Annotated in this window: 14 protein-coding genes; 4 read left to right on the top strand and 10 right to left on the bottom strand. The window is 35.8% G+C overall.

The window, feature by feature from the left end; all coding sequences use genetic code 11:
* Positions 1–99 precede the first annotated feature (99 nt).
* The 7 genes from PMI13_RS20120 to PMI13_RS20150 form a co-directional block, all read right to left on the bottom strand.
* Positions 100–573, bottom strand: a complete 474-nt coding sequence (locus PMI13_RS20120; protein WP_007847400.1) for a DUF3347 domain-containing protein — start codon at positions 571–573, stop codon at positions 100–102.
* Between the two features lie 110 nt (positions 574–683).
* A complete protein-coding gene (locus tag PMI13_RS20125) occupies positions 684–1,061 on the bottom strand; it encodes an HYC_CC_PP family protein (RefSeq protein WP_007847402.1) in 378 nt (125 codons plus the stop codon).
* Between the two features lie 195 nt (positions 1,062–1,256).
* Positions 1,257–3,491: a TonB-dependent receptor plug domain-containing protein gene (locus PMI13_RS20130; RefSeq protein WP_007847404.1), complete on the bottom strand. Its 2,235-nt coding sequence runs from the start codon at positions 3,489–3,491 to the stop codon at positions 1,257–1,259.
* A gap of 44 nt (positions 3,492–3,535) precedes the next feature.
* The gene (gene kdsA, locus PMI13_RS20135) at positions 3,536–4,345 is read right to left on the bottom strand and encodes a 3-deoxy-8-phosphooctulonate synthase (protein WP_007847406.1); all 810 of its coding nucleotides are present in this window, start codon (positions 4,343–4,345) and stop codon (positions 3,536–3,538) included.
* A 91-nt stretch (positions 4,346–4,436) separates the two neighbouring features.
* Positions 4,437–4,964 carry a DUF1697 domain-containing protein gene (locus PMI13_RS20140; RefSeq protein ID WP_007847409.1) on the bottom strand — a complete coding sequence of 176 codons (528 nt, stop codon included), beginning with the start codon at positions 4,962–4,964 and terminating at the stop codon, positions 4,437–4,439.
* A 159-nt stretch (positions 4,965–5,123) separates the two neighbouring features.
* A complete protein-coding gene (locus tag PMI13_RS20145; protein WP_007847412.1) occupies positions 5,124–6,611 on the bottom strand; it encodes an LTA synthase family protein in 1,488 nt (495 codons plus the stop codon).
* Between the two features lie 102 nt (positions 6,612–6,713).
* Positions 6,714–10,199: a glycosyltransferase family 117 protein gene (locus PMI13_RS20150; protein WP_007847416.1), complete on the bottom strand. Its 3,486-nt coding sequence runs from the start codon at positions 10,197–10,199 to the stop codon at positions 6,714–6,716.
* 222 nt (positions 10,200–10,421) lie between these two features.
* On the opposite strand from PMI13_RS20150, the gene PMI13_RS20155 reads away from it, so the two are divergent.
* From PMI13_RS20155 to PMI13_RS20170, 4 genes are all read left to right on the top strand, one after another.
* Positions 10,422–11,459, top strand: a complete 1,038-nt coding sequence (locus PMI13_RS20155; protein WP_007847418.1) for a PLP-dependent cysteine synthase family protein — start codon at positions 10,422–10,424, stop codon at positions 11,457–11,459.
* A 75-nt stretch (positions 11,460–11,534) separates the two neighbouring features.
* On the top strand, positions 11,535–12,806 hold the full coding sequence (locus PMI13_RS20160) for an aminotransferase class I/II-fold pyridoxal phosphate-dependent enzyme (RefSeq protein ID WP_185096113.1): 1,272 nt from the start codon (positions 11,535–11,537) through the stop codon (positions 12,804–12,806).
* A 79-nt stretch (positions 12,807–12,885) separates the two neighbouring features.
* Positions 12,886–13,764: a DMT family transporter gene (locus PMI13_RS20165; protein WP_007847420.1), complete on the top strand. Its 879-nt coding sequence runs from the start codon at positions 12,886–12,888 to the stop codon at positions 13,762–13,764.
* Positions 13,765–13,794: 30 nt separating this feature from the next.
* Complete coding sequence (locus PMI13_RS20170; RefSeq protein ID WP_007847421.1) at positions 13,795–15,990, top strand: B12-binding domain-containing radical SAM protein; 2,196 nt, start codon at positions 13,795–13,797, stop codon at positions 15,988–15,990.
* 361 nt (positions 15,991–16,351) lie between these two features.
* On the opposite strand, the gene PMI13_RS20175 is transcribed toward PMI13_RS20170, so the two are convergent.
* From PMI13_RS20175 to atpD, 3 genes are all read right to left on the bottom strand, one after another.
* Positions 16,352–17,173, bottom strand: coding sequence for a hypothetical protein (locus PMI13_RS20175; protein WP_007847422.1), 822 nt, complete (start codon positions 17,171–17,173; stop codon positions 16,352–16,354).
* Between the two features lie 79 nt (positions 17,174–17,252).
* Positions 17,253–17,534 (bottom strand): FoF1 ATP synthase subunit delta/epsilon, encoded by a 282-nt coding sequence (locus tag PMI13_RS20180; protein WP_007847423.1) that lies wholly within the window; start codon positions 17,532–17,534, stop codon positions 17,253–17,255.
* An 87-nt stretch (positions 17,535–17,621) separates the two neighbouring features.
* A complete protein-coding gene (gene atpD / locus PMI13_RS20185; RefSeq protein WP_007847425.1) occupies positions 17,622–19,130 on the bottom strand; it encodes a F0F1 ATP synthase subunit beta in 1,509 nt (502 codons plus the stop codon).
* Positions 19,131–19,209 lie beyond the last annotated feature (79 nt).

Below are 19,209 nucleotides of genomic sequence, written 5' to 3' on the forward strand. Positions count from 1 at the left end.
ATATTTCGATTTTTTCAAGTTAGACAACCTAATTTATTCAATTAAATTTAATGTTAAATCAGGTTATCCAACTTATTATATTTAAAATAATTACGGTAATTATTTAATCTCCGACTTTACACTTCCGCATGAAAGCATTTTGCTTCCGTAATAAGGATTTACAATTTGCTTTTCGTTGCTCAGCCAGCTTCCGTCGGCCATCGGGCAATACTGGACAAATACCGGTTTATCGGAAAGTTTAAACTGTTTTGTTAAAGCAATCATATTATCTGAAAGATTAAAGAAAGTCTCTCTTTGTGCGTCAACGGTTCTTGCTTCAGAAATGATACTGGCATCTTTTCTTAAAATGTTCAGATTACCTTCAGACAATACTTTATAATCAATAGCTGATGCTGTTTTAATAAATTCTGCTGCTGCTTTTGAAGCTTTATCTGCATCGTCGGCACTTAAAGCCGCTTTAATAGAAATATAATTCTGATACAGTTTTGAAACCCGGGCATCTGTTTTAGATTGTGCTGATAAAGAAAGTATTGAAAATACGCTGAATACTGCTGTAATAATATATTTTTTCATTGTTTTAAAATTTAGAATTAAAATAATTTTTGATAAGAAATGATATTGAAATCACCTTTTGTGATAAGATTTGTCATTTGTTATGATAAGAAATCAAACGAAAATTAATTCTAAATTCTGAAGTTACAATGAGTAATGAAAATGGGAACTGAAGTGATTTCCGGAGGCCCATTAATTCTGGTCTGTGTAAATTTTGCCGTCGAAAAAGATTGGTCTGTAAAGAAAAACTCATGCGTTTTAAACTCTGCAATCTGTTTCAGAAAATCAATTTTCAGGAAATCTGATTTTTGCAAATCATCAACTTTTACAATTTTGATTTCTGTTTTACAGCAGTCTTTTTTTGTTTTTACTCCGCATTTACTGCATAAATCATCTGTTTTTTGGCTTACAGAGACCATTTCCTGCATACAGTAATGGATCCTAAAAACTGCTCCGGAAGAAAACCCGAAGTAGAAAATAGAAAATACTATGGCAAGAATCTTTTTCATATGCTGAAGCAAAGTTATAAATATCTCTGAGATGAATGTTATAAAATTTTGTGATGTTGTTACAAAATTCGGAAAACAATATATAAAAAGCTCCTGATATTTTCAGAAGCTTATATTTTTTATCCCACAGATAGGCTGTTGAAGCAGATTTAATTTTCCGGCTATTATTTACTTCCAACCTCCGGCTTCTAGCTTCTATTTAATCTTAAACTCAAGCTTTACATTGAAGAATCTTCCTGTAAGACGTACAGGAACCGGATACATAAAGTTGGTATTGGCATCTGTAATCCATTGGTTGGCAACGGTATTTCTGATATTGAATGCATTAAAAACCTGTACTCCCAAAGTAAGTTCTTCAAAATTCCCCCAGAAACCATATGCTTTATTTTTACTTTTTGGATCTATAAAAACTTTGGAAAGTCCGATATCCACTCTTTTGTATGAAGGCAATGTCCTTTGGTACTGATAAGCAGAATATATATCAGGTGCACCATTTTGATCTAGTATAATGGGCGATCCTGTTGGCAGTCCCATTGCATACACTAAAGTAAGATTTACCCTCATTGAAGGAAATTTAGGCATATAATCCTGGTAGAACAATGCAAATCTGAATCTCTGGTCTGTTGGTCTCGGGATATTTCCTCTTCCGTCAATATTTTCATAAACTCTGGCATAACTTGCCGATAACCAGGAATCTACTCCCGGAACAAATTCTCCGAATAGCCTGGTATCAATTCCGTAAGCATAACCTGATGCATTATTCTTACCGGAATAGCGGATTCTTACATTATCCATATAATAAGGAATAAGATCATCCATTTTCTTGTAATAGGCTTCAGTAGTTAACTTAAACGGCCTGTCATACATCTGGAATTCATAATCATTAGCCAGAATAGCCTGAATGGAACGCTGAGATTTTATATTTTTATTGAAATTCCCGTCTAAATCCTTAATTTCCTTATAAAAAGGAGACTGATAATATATTCCTCCGGAAAGCCTGAACAACATATCGGTATCCCAATCCGGCTTAATGGCAAACTGTGCCCTTGGTGAAAAAATCGTTTCATCATTAAAGCTCCAGTGAGAAACCCTTGCTCCTGCGTTTACAAATACTTTATTGCTTCCCCAATAAAATTTCTGAGAATATTGTGCATATGCCGACATTCTCGTTGGTTCAATATGATTAGCTCCTGCAATTCTGTAAAATAAATTAAGATCACCCGGAGTTCCGAATCTGGGATCATCAAGAGGCCTTGGAGTACTGTAGCCCGCAGAATCTACCAGCTTCCATTCGTTGGTAAGGTCCTGCAGATTTTCTTTTTCGTATTTAAATCCTAATTCAATATCTGTATTCACATTGGGTGAAAAACGCCCTCTGAACTGTGCACCATACGTTCTTACAAACAGATCGTTTCTTGCATGCTCTATCTGGCCTCCCGTATCATAAGAAGTTACAGGTGCTCCCGTAATAGGATCAAAGGTCTGTAAAATATACGCAGATGCAATAGAGTAATATTCTCTTTCACGATTCTGATAAGCAAAACTGTCTAAGGTGAATCTCCATTTGTCTGATGGTTTAAAATTCATCGACAAAGTTCCCATCATGTTTTTATACTTATCATCTTCTCTACCGTTGTAAAATACGGTAAGATTAAGCGGTCTCTGAAGGCTACCGAAATCAACACTTCTTTCTTTCGGCACCATTTCATAATCGTTCTTGGAATAATAGCCTATAAATGAAAGGCTGAACTTTTCACTGATATGATAGTTGATATAAGACTGGAAATCCCAGTATACAGGATTGAAATCCGTATCTTCTTTTAATGTATTAAGAACCAGATTGGTATTCCTGTATCTTCCGGAAAATAATGCCGTCAGTTTTTTATTTTTGGAAGCTAAGCCGGCTGTTAACCTTCCGCCTATTAAGCTTGCTTCTCCTGAAAGTTCAGATTTTTCAGGCTCACGATAATAAATATTTAAAGCCGAAGACATTTTATCACCATATCTCGGTTCAAAACCTCCGGCTGAGAAGTTGACTGTTGAAACCATATCGGGATTAATGATGCTCAACCCTTCCTGCTGAGAATTTCTGATCAGAAAAGGCCTGTAAATTTCTATATCATTAATATAAATAAGGTTTTCATCATAGTTTCCACCACGAACCATATACTGTGAAGAAAGCTCTGTATTGGAGTTTACGGAAGGCAGGGTTTTAAGAATTCCCTCAATACCTCCGGAAATGCTTGCTACATTTTTAGCATCTTTAGCTGAAATTTTTACAGTGGTGATGTCGCTTGTTTTTCCCGTCACTTTTTTCTGGAATACAACTTCCTCAATATCTGTAACTTTCGTTGTTGTATCTCTTTTTTTATTTTGAGAGAATACAAGCATGGGAACCATAAGGCTTAGTGGTAAAACTAGTTTTTTCAAAAGAAATGTTTTAAGAATTTCTAAAATTAAGTATTTTTTAACAACTACAAAATCGATTCTCTAATTCTTGTCAATTTTTGTAACAAATCTTCTAATAAATCTAATCTTAGCATGTTGGCTCCATCAGATAAAGCTGTTTCCGGTGTAGGATGTGTTTCTATAAAAATTCCGTCTGCTCCTACCGCAATTCCTGCTTTGGCTACGGTTTCAATAAGATCAGGCCTTCCACCTGTTACTCCCGAGCTTTGGTTGGGTTGTTGTAAAGAATGCGTTACATCAAGGATTACAGGCGCGTATTCTCTCATGGTAGGAATTCCTCTGTAATCTACAATAAGATCTGTATATCCGAAAGAATTTCCTCTTTCAATAATCGCTACTTTCTGATTATCTGAATCGGTTACTTTCTGTACGGCAAATTTCATTGATTCCGGAGAAAGGAATTGTCCTTTTTTCAAAGTAACGCATTTCCCTGTTTTAGCAGCAGCCACTAATAAATCGGTCTGACGTACCAGGAATGCAGGAATCTGTAATACATCCACATATTGAGCAGCTAAAGCGGCATGCTCATTTTCATGAATATCAGTTGTAGTCGGGATATTGAAGGTATCACCTACTTTTTTAAGGATTTCCAGAGATTTTTCTTCCCCAATTGATGTGAAAGAATCTACCCTGCTCCGGTTGGCTTTTTTAAAGCTTCCTTTGAATATATACGGAATATTGTATTTGTTGGTAAGCTCAATTACTTTTTCAGCAATTCTCAATGCCATATCTTCTCCTTCAATAATACAAGGCCCGGCAATAAGAAAAAAGTTTTTTGAATCTTTGTGCTGAATATTATCTAAATACTGAATCATTTTATTATAATTAAAAAGTTCAGTAAAAATACTTATAAAGTTTCACAATCGGAAATTATTATGGATTCAATCAGGCTGAAATACTTTAATTTTAATTCATTTTTTTCAGGATCTTTTCAAATGTGTTGATATTCCTGCTGGTCAGCTGATCTTTCAGGCTTTTCTTTCCCAATATTTTTCCAAAAGAGGAATCCAGGGTATTTCCTTTCGGAACCTGCCAGTAAAAAATATTGTTGGTGATTTCTCCTTTTTCATGGTCGACTTTAGAGGCGGCATCAAATTCTTTCATCAAAACATTTTCCACTTCCATACTTCCTACAAAGGCATAAGTATGGAAATCATCGTTCTTCTCAAACGGATTGCTGTTCCAGAAAGCTTCCGTTTCTTTTTGGGTTTTTACGAATAGAAATGCCTCATACGAGAAATGATCTGACATTGCTTTTTCCAGTATTTTTTTTAAATCTTCCGCTTTTTTATCAGAAGAAAATACAATATTTCCGGAAGCCAGCACTGAGCTTACATCCTGCATTCCGGCTTCTTTAAAAACCTGGCATACATCTGCCATTTTCATATTGGTTCCTTTTACGTTGACACCACGAAGAAATGCACAGTATTTCATAATATTAATGATGGGTTATGAGTTATAAGTTATGAATTATGGATTATAGTAATTGGTAATGAATAATGAGCAATAAAAAACCTTCATAACTTCCAGCCTCCACTTTAAAACTTCCAGCTCATAACTCATAACTCATAACTTATAACTCATAACTCTAAATTATCTTATTCTTATATACAAATTATAATCTGTTCCCGAAGGTTTCAGTTTATAGATCTTTTCCAGAATTTTGTGATCACTTTTTAAATGGTCTTTAATCCTGTATTCTTTCAGCAGCTGATAGTGGGTTCTGTAATATCCGCCATCTTCCCCTGCAAATAAATCATTGTAAGAAAGCAGGTATTTAGGTTTTCTGTCTTTTACAGTATTGATCCAGTAATGTTTTTTATCTTTCCTGATCTCATCCTGAATTTTCCTGTCAACCAATCCAACTTCATCAATCGTTTTTAATCCGGAAAAATAAGGGACATATCCTGCCGGTTCAAGCAAGATCCATTGGTTTTTGTCTTTTTCGTAGCTGTTTAAAAATATACCTATTGATCTTCGATAATTCCATTCTCCGTTTCCTGTTGCGATTGAGTGAATGGTTTGAAAAGCTACCATTGGGATGATATAAAATACAATCAATAGAGACAGCCACAGGTTTCTTTTCACTTTCTGCTCTAAAACAAAAATGAGTACCGGAACAAAAAGTAAGATCTGCGGAACCCAGTAATACCAGTCGAAAAGGCTCTTCTGGGAAAGAAAGATCAATTGTTTTGCCCATGCAAAAAGGAAAATCATCCAGAGAAAATAGTTTCTTTTCTCCTGCTGCCTGATCAGGAATACGAAACACAACAGTTCAAAAATAAGAACAAGGATTGTAAAAGGGTTAAAATCTCCGGGAACTTTCAGCATTCCCCAGAAGTTTCCGTAGTTTAACCTGAAATATTCAATATCCTGACTGAGTGTGAAATTTTTATCATACAAAAGCTTTTTAGCGGTAATCGTATTATTCACCACTTCACCAAAATACAGCCAGTTGAAGGCAAGTGCAAAGCAGATCCCCAATACTCCACCTAAAATATAATTCCAGCGCAGTCTTTTATTCCAGAAAATATCTACCAGAAATACAATTCCCAGGAAAATTACAGTATCGATTCTTGTAAATAAAATCAGTATCGGAAAAACAATAAGAGCCCACTTTTTCTCTTTTTTAAACCCATAATACAGTAAAGCCATTTCTAAAAAGAAGAGAAGCCCGTATTCCATTCCCAAAATGGAAATCTTGATGGAAGGTGGCAAAATTCCGAATAAAAAAATAAAAATCGCTTTATGCCAAGGATTTTTGAGTAATAAATGAGACAGAAACAGGCTTCCTATTGTAAAAAGGATGGAATTAAAAATAAGGATAGGCTCAACAAAATATTCTTTCCCGAAAATAAGGTTGAACAGATAGGAAACAAATACATAAAGATGAGTGGTAGATGCTGAAATTTTAATATCACCATTGAAACCTATTACTCCATAATCCATTACATTCTGGGCAACCCTCCAGGTAATAAATGCATCTTCCTGGATATGATGGGTCAATAAAAATAAGAGCTTGAAAATCACCGTAAAGATGACGGCATACATCGGGAGTTTATGGTTATTTGTTTCAGCCATTTGTTTTCTTCATGTTGTTACGCAAAGATAATCTTAAAATTGATGAATGCAATAATAAAAAAACGGAACCGAAGTTCCGTTTTCTTAATATGTTGTTGCTTTTTACTGCGTTGCTTTGATAATTGCTGTCGTAATCTGATTTTCTTTTTCCTTTGAATATGTAGAATCAAAAGGTTCCATAATATCAAATAAGTATTGGTAGAATGGTGTGATCTTCTGTACATTTTCAGACTCAGCCATTGCTTTTTCTTTCCCCATTTGCTGAAGGTCTTTTACAAATACATTAAATTTCTTATCAATAGGCTCAATCGATTTTACAAGATAATCATAGGCTTTATCTTTCTGACCGATTTTTGTATAGGCATCTGTAACTGCAGATACCACTAAAGAATACTCCATAGGTTTTGCTCCCATCTGTCTTCTCAAATATCTCTGATCTCCTGGGGCAAGGCTTAAGTAGTAATCGTATTCTTCGAAGATTCCTTTTTTAAGGATTTCCGCCAGTTTTAATCCTTTCTGTTCTTGCCCGGCTACAATATATCCGTAAACTATTGAACTTAATGAGCGAGGATCGTTGTATTTTTCAGCAGGAATTTCTCTGGCTGCCAGATCCAGTAATTCTATGGCTTTAGCTTTTTGTCCGCTTAATGAAAGGGCTGCTGCAGCTCTGCTTGCCGAACTTCTGTAGCTGATAATATTAGATGTTGCCGTTTCATCAAAATGAACTTTTAAATCCTTGAAATTACCCCATCTGAAATTTTTCACCACATTATATAGAGAATTCGCATCTACCCTTCCCATTTCTCCATCCGAGCTTGGTGGTGTATGAATAGGAATCAACCGGTAACTGAAACCATCGAACTGGAGATATTCATCAAGATAGAAAATATTCTCACTGTCATAAATCCCTCCGGAAGAAAAGTTGATAGGTCTCTTCCAGTCGAAATTGGCAAGAATATCAAACATCATTAAATTATTCTTGTAAAGTGTGTTCGCTTTATAATCGATCATAATCTGATTGACAGTATTCGGAAGATCAGAAGGATTGATAATTCCGGCTTTTAAAGCATTGTCTTTATTAACAGGAAGGATAAATTTACTTACAGGAAGGAAATTGTATTTTTCATAACGCTCTTCCCCGAAAATCATTTTTAAAATTTCATCTTTTTCAGGAGATTTAATTTTAAGGAAATTAACCGCTTCTTTCAGCGTCATGGAATCCTGGGTAATATATTTTCTCAATGACTGCATTTCTGTTGCCGGAGCTCCCTGCTGCTGAAGATTATCAAAAATATTCTGCCAGTCCTCTTTTTTCATCAGGTAGATCTGATCATTTACCCCATCTCTGTAGTCCTCATGGGTCAATTGGCTCGGAATAGGATTGGCATTGTATGTTTTTCTTTTCACCTGATCGATATTCCAGGGGGTGGATAACAGGGTGAAGTTTACAACTTTTACATCATCACGCAGTCTTTCCGTCTCCTGTGTCGCCCAAACCGGATAAGTATCATTATCCCCATAAACAAAAAGAATATCTTCTTTCGGCAACGATTTTAATACGGAATAGGCATAATCATAAGCCGTATACCTGTTACTCCTGTCATGCACATTATAATTCTGGAATCCCATCATAAAAGGCACTCCCAATAATATAACCCCAACTAAAATATTAGCTGCGTTAGACTTAATTTTTGACTGTAAGAACCATAAAATAGCACCTGCTCCCAATCCTATCCAGATGGCAAAAGCATAGAAAGATCCTACCATGGCGTAATCTCTTTCTCTTGGCTCGAAAGGTTTCACACCTGTATAGAAAATAATCCCGACACTTGTAATTACAAATAAAGATAATATTGCATAGAATCTTCCGAAATCCCTGTTTAACTGGAAAAAGAATCCAATCAAACCTAAAATTAGCGGTAAAAAGTAAAATGCAACTGTACTTTCGTTCTTAAATTTCGCAGGCATTTTATCCTGGTTCCCCCACAGGGCATTATCAATAAAAGAAAATCCTGAAATCCAGTTTCCTTTGGTGTTTTCCATGTTTCCTTCAAGGTCATTTTGTCTTCCCACGAAATTCCACAGCAGGTATCTTACAAAATAATACCCGTTCTGGAACGTGATGAAATAATCCATATTTTGGGCCAGAGAGGGTTTCTGAACATTAATCAGGTCATAGGGTTTTACTTTGAGATAATCGGCTGCTGTAATCGATTTATCTTCATATTTCTTTCTTAATTCATCAAAAATTTGTTTGGCCTGAGGATTATCCGCTACATCTTCATTCCCATAGTTGAAAGTAAAATCAGGAGCTCCATACATGGAAATGTAGTTTGCCATCACCGCTTTATCTTCATTAAACATCCTCGGCATCAGGCTTACCTGGGATTGACTGAAAACGTAATTAAAACGGTCTCCGGTTTTTCTGTACGTTCCCGTTTTCTCATCTTTTTCGTAAATATCTCCGGTTTTTTCTGTTTTGAAACTACCATCTTCATTTTTTTGAATCCCATTGGCATCTAAAAATGCAGTATAGTTCTGACCGTAAATGGTTGGCCAGTCTCCGTACTGTTCTCTGTTGTAATAATCCAGCATACCGATTGCCGTATCCGGATCATTAAGGTTCATCGGTGGATTGGCATTTGCCCTGATCGGAATCACCATCCAGCATGAAAATCCTATCATCATATAAACAATGGACAAGGCAACCGTTTGATATATATTTTTATTAGTCCTTCTTGCATATTTTATAATTAAATAGCAGATCACCACCATTAATATAAATGCTACAATAGTCCCTGAATGGAAAGGAAGACCTAAACCATTCACAAAGAATATTTCAAGCTTCCCAAACATCGTCATGATCAGCGGGAAGATAATTTTAAATACAATAATTAAAATACCTAATGTAATAAGGTTGGCCCAGATGAAATTTTTCCATGTAAATTTATAATTTCTGGTATAATATACTAAACAAACTGCAGGAACCGCCAGCATGCACATCATGTGAACCCCCACGGAAAGTCCCAGGATGAAGAAAATAAGAATAATCCATCTCTCATTATCTGCCATTTTATATTCATTTTCCCACTTGGTAATTAACCAGACTAAAAGGGCAATAAACATAGAAGCCATCGAATATACCTCACCTTCCACTGCCGAGAACCAGAAGGTATCCGAAAATGTGAAACACAAAGCTCCGACTACTCCCGCAAAAAGGATAGAAATTTCCTGATGCGGAGTTACCTCTTCAAAATCTTTGTTCACCAGCCTTCTTACAAAATGGGTAATCGTCCAGAACAAAAATAAAATGGTAAATGCACTAAACAATGCAGACATCGCATTGATTATAATAGAATAATTTTCACCTTTCCCCAATGCAAAAATGGCTGCCACAGCACCCACAATCTGGAATAAAGCTGCTCCCGGGGCATGCGTTACCTCTAATTTTACTGCCGAGGAAATATACTCACCACAATCCCAAAAACTTAAATTCGGCTCGATAGTTGATAAGTACGTGAAAAATGCAATGATGAAAATCACCCATCCTAAAGCGGTATTCCATTGCCTAAAAGTCCAATTTTTCATAGTATTAAATCAATTACGCGAAAATAGGGCTTTTATCTCATTTTATGTTGATTTTAACAAAATTTAAAAATTTGGCGTGGTATTTGTCAATATTGTTAGGCTAAGATTGCAAATGAAAAAATAATTTTATTCAATTGAATGCTTACTAATCAAACAAAAGTTTAGAAATTATTTATTTTTTTGTATTTTTGCGGTCAGATTTTTATTGAAAAATAACAAATAATGAGTAATGTTTATGATAATATCCTTGGCCTGATAGGAAACACACCTATGGTAAAGCTAAATACTGTTACAAAAGATGTCCCTGCAACTGTTTACGCCAAGCTAGAATCATATAATCCTGGACACTCCACTAAAGATAGAATTGCACTTCATATTATAGATAACGCTGAAAAAAAAGGTTTATTAAAAGAAGATTCTGTAGTTGTAGAAACTACTTCCGGTAACACCGGATTTTCTATTGCAATGGTTTGTATCATTAAAGGATATAAATGTATTCTCGCAGTAAGTGATAAAACAAAACCTGAGAAAATTGCTTATTTAAAAGCTCTCGGTGCCACTGTATATATTTGCCCGGCAAATGTACCTGCAGATGACCCCAGATCTTATTATGAAGTTGCCAAAAGAATCGCTTCAGAAACACCCAATTCAGTTTACATCAATCAATATTTTAATGAACTAAATATTGATGCACACTACCAAACCACAGGACCTGAAATCTGGGAACAGACACAAGGTAAGATCACTCATCTTTTTGCCTGTACCGGAACGGGTGGAACTTTATCCGGATCGGCAAAGTTCTTAAAAGAAAAAAATCCGAACGTAAAGATCATCGGTGTAGATGCTGATGGCTCTATTCTTAAAAGCTACCACGAAACCGGGGAAATACACAAGGAAGACGTTCACCCTTATCAGATTGAAGGAATGGGAAAAAATTTAATTCCTGCCGCTCTCCTTTTTGATAAAGTAGATGAATTTGTGAGGGTAAATGATGAAATGTCTGCTTACAGAACCCGTGAAATTGCTTTGAAAGAAGCTATTATGGGTGGCTATACTACAGGAGCTGTCACCCAGGCTTTATTACAATATGCACAATCTCATGAATTTTCAAAAGATGATGTGATTGTTTTAATTTATCCGGATCACGGCTCAAGGTATATCACCAAAGTATACAGTGACCAATGGATGGCTGAGCAAGGTTTCGTTAACAATTGCGTTCACAATTATGATGAAGTTTTCAAAACCGAATTCATTAAATAAAAAATAAATTTATACAAATCAAGCCTTTTTGTAGATCACAAAAGGCTTTTTTACTAAAAAGTACTATACAAAATGTTGGATATTTTTGAAAGAATAAAAGAAAATCCCGGACCTCTCGGACAGTTTGCAGATTATGGAGAAGGCTATTTTATTTTCCCAAGACTGGAAGGTCCTATCGGTCCCAGAATGCAGTTCCAAGGAAGAGAAGTAATTTTCTGGAGTGCCAATGATTATTTAGGAATGTGTAACCATCCTGAAGTTTTGGAAGCTGATGCTAAAGCTGCTGCCGAGTACGGAATGTTTTACCCGATGGGTGCAAGAGCAATGTCCGGAGAAACAGAACAGCACTTACAGCTTGAAAGGGAACTGGCGGATTTCGTACAAAAAGAATCAGCATATTTACTAAATTTCGGATACCAGGGAATGGTTTCTACCATCGATGCTCTGGTAAGCAGAAATGATGTGATTGTTTATGATGTAGATTCCCACGCTTGTATCGTAGATGGCGTAAGATTACACTCCGGTAAAAGATTTACGTACAGACATAATGATATTGAAAGTCTTGAAAAAAACCTTCAGAGAGCCACTAAAGTTGCTGAAGAAACAGGAGGCGGTATCCTGGTAATTACTGAAGGGGTTTTCGGGATGAGAGGCCAGCAGGGGAAAATAAAAGAAATCTGTGAGCTTAAATCAAAATATAATTTCAGGCTTTTAGTGGATGATGCCCACGGATTCGGAACGCTTGGTAAAACTGGGGCCGGAGCCGGAGAAGAGCAGGGATGCCAGGATCAGATTGACGTGTATTTCTCAACTTTTGCAAAATCAATGGCCGGGTTTGGAGCATTTTTAGCAGGAGACAAAGATATTATCAGATATCTGAAATTCAACCTGAGATCTCAGATCTTCGCGAAATCTTTGACCATGCCAATGGTAATCGGTGGCTTGAAAAGACTGGAATTGTTAAGAACAAGACCGGAAATCAAAGCAAAACTTTGGGAAAATGTAAATAAACTGCAGAACGGACTTAAAGAAAGGGGATTCAACATTGGTGACACCAATACTTGTGTAACTCCGGTAATGATGCAGGGAACCCCGGTGGAAGCTACCCTTCTCGTAAAAGATTTAAGAGAAAATTACAGAATATTTACATCAGTTGTTGTTTATCCTGTAATTCCGAAGGGAATGATTTTATTAAGATTGATTCCTACCGCGTCTCACACGGATTCGGAAATTAATGAAACGCTTTCTGCATTTGAAGCAATTCACGATAAATTAGTAAGTGGTTACTATAAAGAGCAGGAACAAAAATTATTAGAAGAACAAGGTTTAAGTTTCAAACCGATTTAATAATAAAAATTTGAAAAACCACTGAAACCCATCAGTGGTTTTTTATTATCAGTTTTAAAAGTTTTATAAAATAATATTAATGAAGTTTAAAGGCTATGCTTTAGGAATTATTTCATCGGTTTCATACGGTCTGATTCCAATTTTTATCTTACCCGTTAAGCAGGCCCATTTTTCATTAGACATTACTTTATTTTATCGGTTTTTATTTTCTGCACTGATGATCGGCGGATATTTACTGTATTCCAAAGAGAATCTTGCCATTAATAAGAAAGAAGGATTAATTTTAGCAACACTGGGAATGTGCTATGCACTTTCATCAGAATTCCTGTTTTTAGGATATGATTATCTCACAGCAGGAATCGCTTCTACCGTACTTTTTATTTATCCCGTTATTGTAGCATTGATTATGTTTTTCTTTTACAGAGAGAAGCTGACAAAGCTTTCCGTTGTCTCATTGCTTCTTGCGTTTGCCGGAGTAATCGTTTTATGCTTAAAGGGAAAAGGATTGGAAATTAATTATACAGGATTAGGAATTGTCATGTTAAGCTCACTTTTCTATGCCCTTTATATTATTATTGTCAACCAATCAAAAATCAAAGTTTCCGGTTTTAAGCTTTCTTTTTATTCGATGTTGTTTACCTCAGTTTTTTTTATGATTAAGGCATTCATCGGAAAAGAATCCTTTGAAATTCCATCAATAACGGTCTTTTTCAACTTTGCCATTTTTGCATTCCTCACCACTGTCATCTCAACTCTGTGCCTGGTATATGCAATTAAAAATATCGGTTCAACTCCGGCGGCAATTTTAGGAGCCCTGGAACCGGTTGTTGCTGTTATGGTAAGCGTTTTGATTTTTCATGAAAAATTTACATTCAATTTACTCATCGGAATTTCATTAATCCTTTTCGGCGTTATTCTGAATGTTTTAGCAGGCAGTAAAAAGATGGCTCATTCATAAATTTAAGATAACTTTGTAAAAATTTTACTGTTGAAAGATCTGCTTCTTATCACTCCGCCTTTTACCCAACTCAACACTCCGTATCCTGCAACTGCTTATATCAAAGGTTTTTTAAATACCCGGAATATTTTCAGCTACCAGATGGATTTAGGGATTGAGGTTATTTTGAAATTATTTTCAAAAGAGGGACTTCAGGACGTTTTTAACAATAGAATTGACCTTAAAAACACTTCGGAAAACGCTCAGAGAATTTTTGCTTTAAGAGAAGAATACTTAAAAACCATTGACCAGGTTATTCTTTTTTTGCAGGGTAAAAACCCCACACTGGCAAGGCAAATCTGCAGTATGAACTTTTTGCCGGAAGCCTCCCGCTTCAATCAGTTGGATGATATGGAATTTGCATTCGGAAATATGGGACTGCAGGACAAAGCCAAACATTTGGCCACTTTATGTCTTGAAGATTTATCCGATTTTATCGTTGAAAATATAGACCCTGATTTCGGTTTCAGCAGATACGCGGAGCGGCTTGGGAAAAGTGCAAATTCTTTCAACGAATTATATTCAAAAATCTCCGGTGAGCCAACTTTTATTGATGGAATCACCTTAAAAATACTTCGGGGAAAACTGGGAACAGTTAATCCCAAACTGGTCTGCTTTTCAATCCCGTTTCCCGGAAATTTATATTCTGCTTTCAGATGTGCAAAACTGATCAAAGAAAATTTTCCGGATATAAAAACAGCAATGGGTGGAGGTTTTCCAAATACTGAATTAAGGGAAATTAAGGATTCCAGGGTTTTTGAATTTTTCGACTTCATCACATTGGATGACGGCGAATTGCCTATTGAATTACTTCATGAAAATATCAGCAATCAAAATAGTATTGCCGAAGCTGAATACAAAAGAACTTTCTTAATTGAAAATCAAAAAGTTATTTATAAAAACAATTCAAAAAAACACGATTATAAACAAGCTGAAATCGGAACTCCCGATTATACAGATTTACATCTGGATCAATATATTTCCGTTATTGAAATTGCCAACCCGATGCACAGCTTATGGAGCGATGGCAGATGGAATAAGCTTACCATGGCTCATGGTTGCTATTGGGGTAAATGTACTTTTTGTGATATTTCTTTAGATTATATTAAAATTTACGAACCGATTTCCGCAAAAATTCTGGTGGACAGAATGGAAGAACTTATCAGAACCACCGGCGAAACAGGATTCCATTTTGTAGATGAAGCTGCTCCTCCAGCCTTAATGCGGGAAGTAGCCCTTGAAATTCTGCGAAGAAAATTAGTCGTTACCTGGTGGACCAATATAAGGTTTGAAAAAAGTTTCTCCCGGGATTTATGTTTCTTATTAAAGCTGTCCGGTTGTGTTGCCGTTTCCGGCGGACTTGAAGTTGCAAGTGACCGGCTTTTAAAATTAATTGATAAAGGTGTTTCCGTAGAACAGGTTGCCCGGGTGACAAGAAATTTCACCGAAGCAGGAATTATAGTTCACGCCTACCTGATGTACGGCTACCCCACTCAAACCATTCAGGAAACTATTGATTCTCTGGAAATGGTGAGACAAATGTTTGAAATGGGAATTTTACAAAGCGGTTTCTGGCATCAGTTTGCCATGACAGCCCATTCACCGGTCGGGATAAATCCTGAAGAATTTGGAGTTATTCCCATCAAGCAGGAAATTTTGTTTGCCAACAACGATATCGATTTTAAAGATAAAACCGGAATCGACCATACTCAATTCAGTTTTGGACTGAAGAAATCACTCTTCAATTATATGCATGGAATTAATTTTGAAATTCCATTACAGGATTGGTTTGATTTTAAAATTCCGAAAACAACCATTCATCCCGATTACATTCATGATGCTCTTTTTGAAAATGAGGATTTTAGTTTTAAGGGGAATTCAAAAGTGATTTTTTTAGATAAAAACGTAATCGCTGAGAATTACGTAAAAACAAAAAAACAAAACTCATGGCCGTATACACGATTGACATTCCATTTAAAAACAAATATCATCAAGATCGATCTGGAACAGGAAAAAGCAGAATGGCTGATAGATGTACTTGAAGAAAATTCTACGGAAAGTGCTAAAAAAATTACCCTTCAACAACTTAAGGCTCAGTTTGAAGAAAGTTTTGAGGATTTTGAATTATTCTGGTTCTCAAAACCTATGCAGCAGCTGAAAGATAACGGGGTTATTTTGAGTTTATAAATTTTTTTAATATGCACACAACTTTTGTCATTCCGTAGGAATCTCAGCATTACATTCAGACTATTCATTATTTAGAGACAAAAGCTCTGGATCAACAGATGTTTTATTCATTATTACAGTATCAATTTTTATCTCCGATAAAAATCCTAGCGTTTTAAAGCTGTTGCAGTCTAAAAGTTTTGCATCACTGTCTCAGGTTAATCGCAAAGGCGCAAGGATGTATGAAAACCTTTTTTGTTTTTAAGACGCAAGAAAATCAAAACTAAATGGAAATTAAAACAAATAATTCAATAAACTATAAGTAAAACCTCCTGAAATTGATTTCAGGAGGTTTTTATGATTTAATGATAAAATTTAATTTTTATTTCTGTACACCGTCTTTTACCACTTCACCAACTTCTACTTTTTCTTTAATTTTAATAAAGTTCGGATCTAAGATAGCCATTCGTTCTGCAATAGCTTTATAAGTCGGGAATTTTAGAATAGAGGCCCTTCCTGACATTTCCCTGTAAAGGGTAAAAGTTTTTCCGCCTGCGGTTTTTAATTGTTTCGTTGTTGTGATATATTTTCCGATGTATTTACTATTCGCATCATAAATTTCAATATCCACAAAAGTTTTTTCTGCAATGGTATCATCTGAGCCGAAACTTACCGGCAGATTGGTAAAATATCCTACCGGAACTCCGTTGCTCAGAATTTCCCCGACACTATTCACTTCAATTTTCAGCTTATCAATTTTACTTCTTGTAGTATATGCTTCTTTTGTCTTGGTATCAAGCTTTCTTTTGGGGATATTTTTAAAAAGATCATCTAAATTTTTGATATTGATTCCTTTATTATCGATTATTTTCAGGCCTTTTATGGAGGTATAGACTGCTGATTTTTCCTCCCCGGAAAATGCCGACGGAGAAATGTAATCCAGCTCAATTGACTTTTCCCGGTTGTATACTCTGTTGAGCTTTATGTAACTATCTCTTACAGAATCAACGATGCTTTTATCTATAAATTCTATGGTATAAATGGGAGTTTCTTTTAAATCCATAAAGGTATATTCACTCGACTTATTTGATATTTTGGCTACGTGCACTCCATCAAGACTTACAATACCTCTTTTGGTTTTGAAATTCTGAGCATTGATCAGAATGCCCAAAACTGTAAACAACATGATCATACTTTTCTTCATAAAATCAGATTTCTACATCACATAAAAAAAGTGTAACCAAAGTTACACTTTTTGAAAATATATTTAGCTTTTCATTTAATTATTCACAAAGGATAATTCCTTTATTATGATTAAATTCTACAACACCGCTTTTGATAAGATAAGAAAAAACTGAGTCTTTCTCATTTTCTTTGGTAAAATTTTTAGCATAAGCCTCATCAATAGAATTAGCAAACAGCTTTACTTTACCACCCATTAAAGAAGAAACAATTCCTGCGTGGTTTTTCATGATGTGAAATTCACCATTTTTCCCAGGCAACAATACAGAGTTTACTTCTCCTTCAAAAACTACGTATTCTGGTGTTAAAATTTTTATATTCATTTTAATTTAGATTAAAAGATTTCAGACTTCAGATTTCAGACACTAAAGTCTCATGTCTATAATCTGATATCTTGATGTCTAATTTAATTAAGCGTTATCAGCCAACATTTTCTGTCCTGCTGCGATAGCTTCTTCAATAGTTCCTTTAAGGTTGAAAGCAGCTTCCGGTAAGTGATCTAATTCACCGTCCATAATCATATTGAATCCTTTGATGGTATCTTTGATATCTACCAATGATCCCGGGATACCTGTAAACTGTTCAGCTACATGGAAAGGCTGAGATAAGAATCTCTGAACTTTTCTTGCACGGTAAACTACTGATTTATCTTCTTCAGAAAGCTCTTCCATACCAAGGATCGCGATGATATCCTGAAGCGCTTTGTATCTCTGAAGAATTTCTTTCACTCTTTGAGCACAGTTATAATGTTCTTCACCGATAATTTCCGGAGCTAAGATTCTTGACGTAGAAGCCAATGGATCTACCGCAGGATAAATACCTAATGAAGCAATTTTTCTATCCAATACTGTTGTTGCATCCAAGTGGGCAAACGTAGTTGCAGGAGCCGGGTCAGTTAAGTCATCTGCAGGTACGTAAACCGCCTGTACTGAAGTAATTGAACCATTTTTAGTTGAAGTAATTCTTTCCTGCATTGCCCCCATTTCAGAAGCAAGTGTCGGTTGGTAACCTACTGCAGATGGCATACGACCAAGAAGTGCAGATACCTCAGAACCGGCCTGTGTAAAACGGAAGATGTTGTCTACAAAGAAAAGTACGTCTCTGCCCTGTCCGCTTTCTCCACCATCTCTATAATATTCAGCTAATGTAAGACCGGAAAGTGCTACTCTCGCTCTTGCACCAGGTGGCTCATTCATCTGTCCGAAAACGAATGCAGCTTTTGAATCTTTCATAGCCTCTAAGTCTACTTTAGAAAGATCCCAACCTCCGTTTTCCATTGAGTGCATGAAATCATCACCATATTTGATAATTCCTGATTCAAGCATCTCTCTTAAAAGGTCATTTCCTTCTCTCGTTCTTTCACCTACTCCGGCAAAAACCGAAAGACCTCCGTGTCCTTTTGCAATATTGTTAATCAACTCCTGAATCAATACTGTTTTACCTACACCGGCACCACCGAACAAACCAATTTTACCTCCTTTTGCGTAAGGCTCAACTAAGTCGATTACTTTAATACCTGTAAATAAAACTTCTGCAGAAGTTGAAAGTTGATCAAATTTTGGAGCTGGTCTGTGAATTGGAAGACCACCATCCTTAGAAATATTTTGAAGCCCGTCGATAGCATCACCAACTACGTTGAAAAGTCTTCCGTTTACAGCCTCACCAATTGGCATTGTAATAGGATTTCCGTATCCGATTACTTCCTGCCCTCTTGTAAGACCATCTGTAGCGTCCATTGCGATACATCTTACTGTATCTTCACCAATATGTTGTTCTACCTCTAAGATTACTTTTTCACCGTTTCCTTTTGTAATTTCCAACGCGTCATAAATACTTGGAACTGCTTCCACATCAGTAAATACTACGTCGATTACCGGACCAATAATTTGAGAAATTTTTCCTTTAATTTGGTTTGCCATTGCTAAATTTTTTCTTGGTGCAAATATAATGATTCTTCATAAACCCGCAATTGCTAAAAAAAAGATTTTTGTCATGCTT

It is taken from the genome of Chryseobacterium populi (assembly GCF_000282115.1).
In the GTDB taxonomy this organism is placed as follows: domain Bacteria; phylum Bacteroidota; class Bacteroidia; order Flavobacteriales; family Weeksellaceae; genus Chryseobacterium; species Chryseobacterium populi.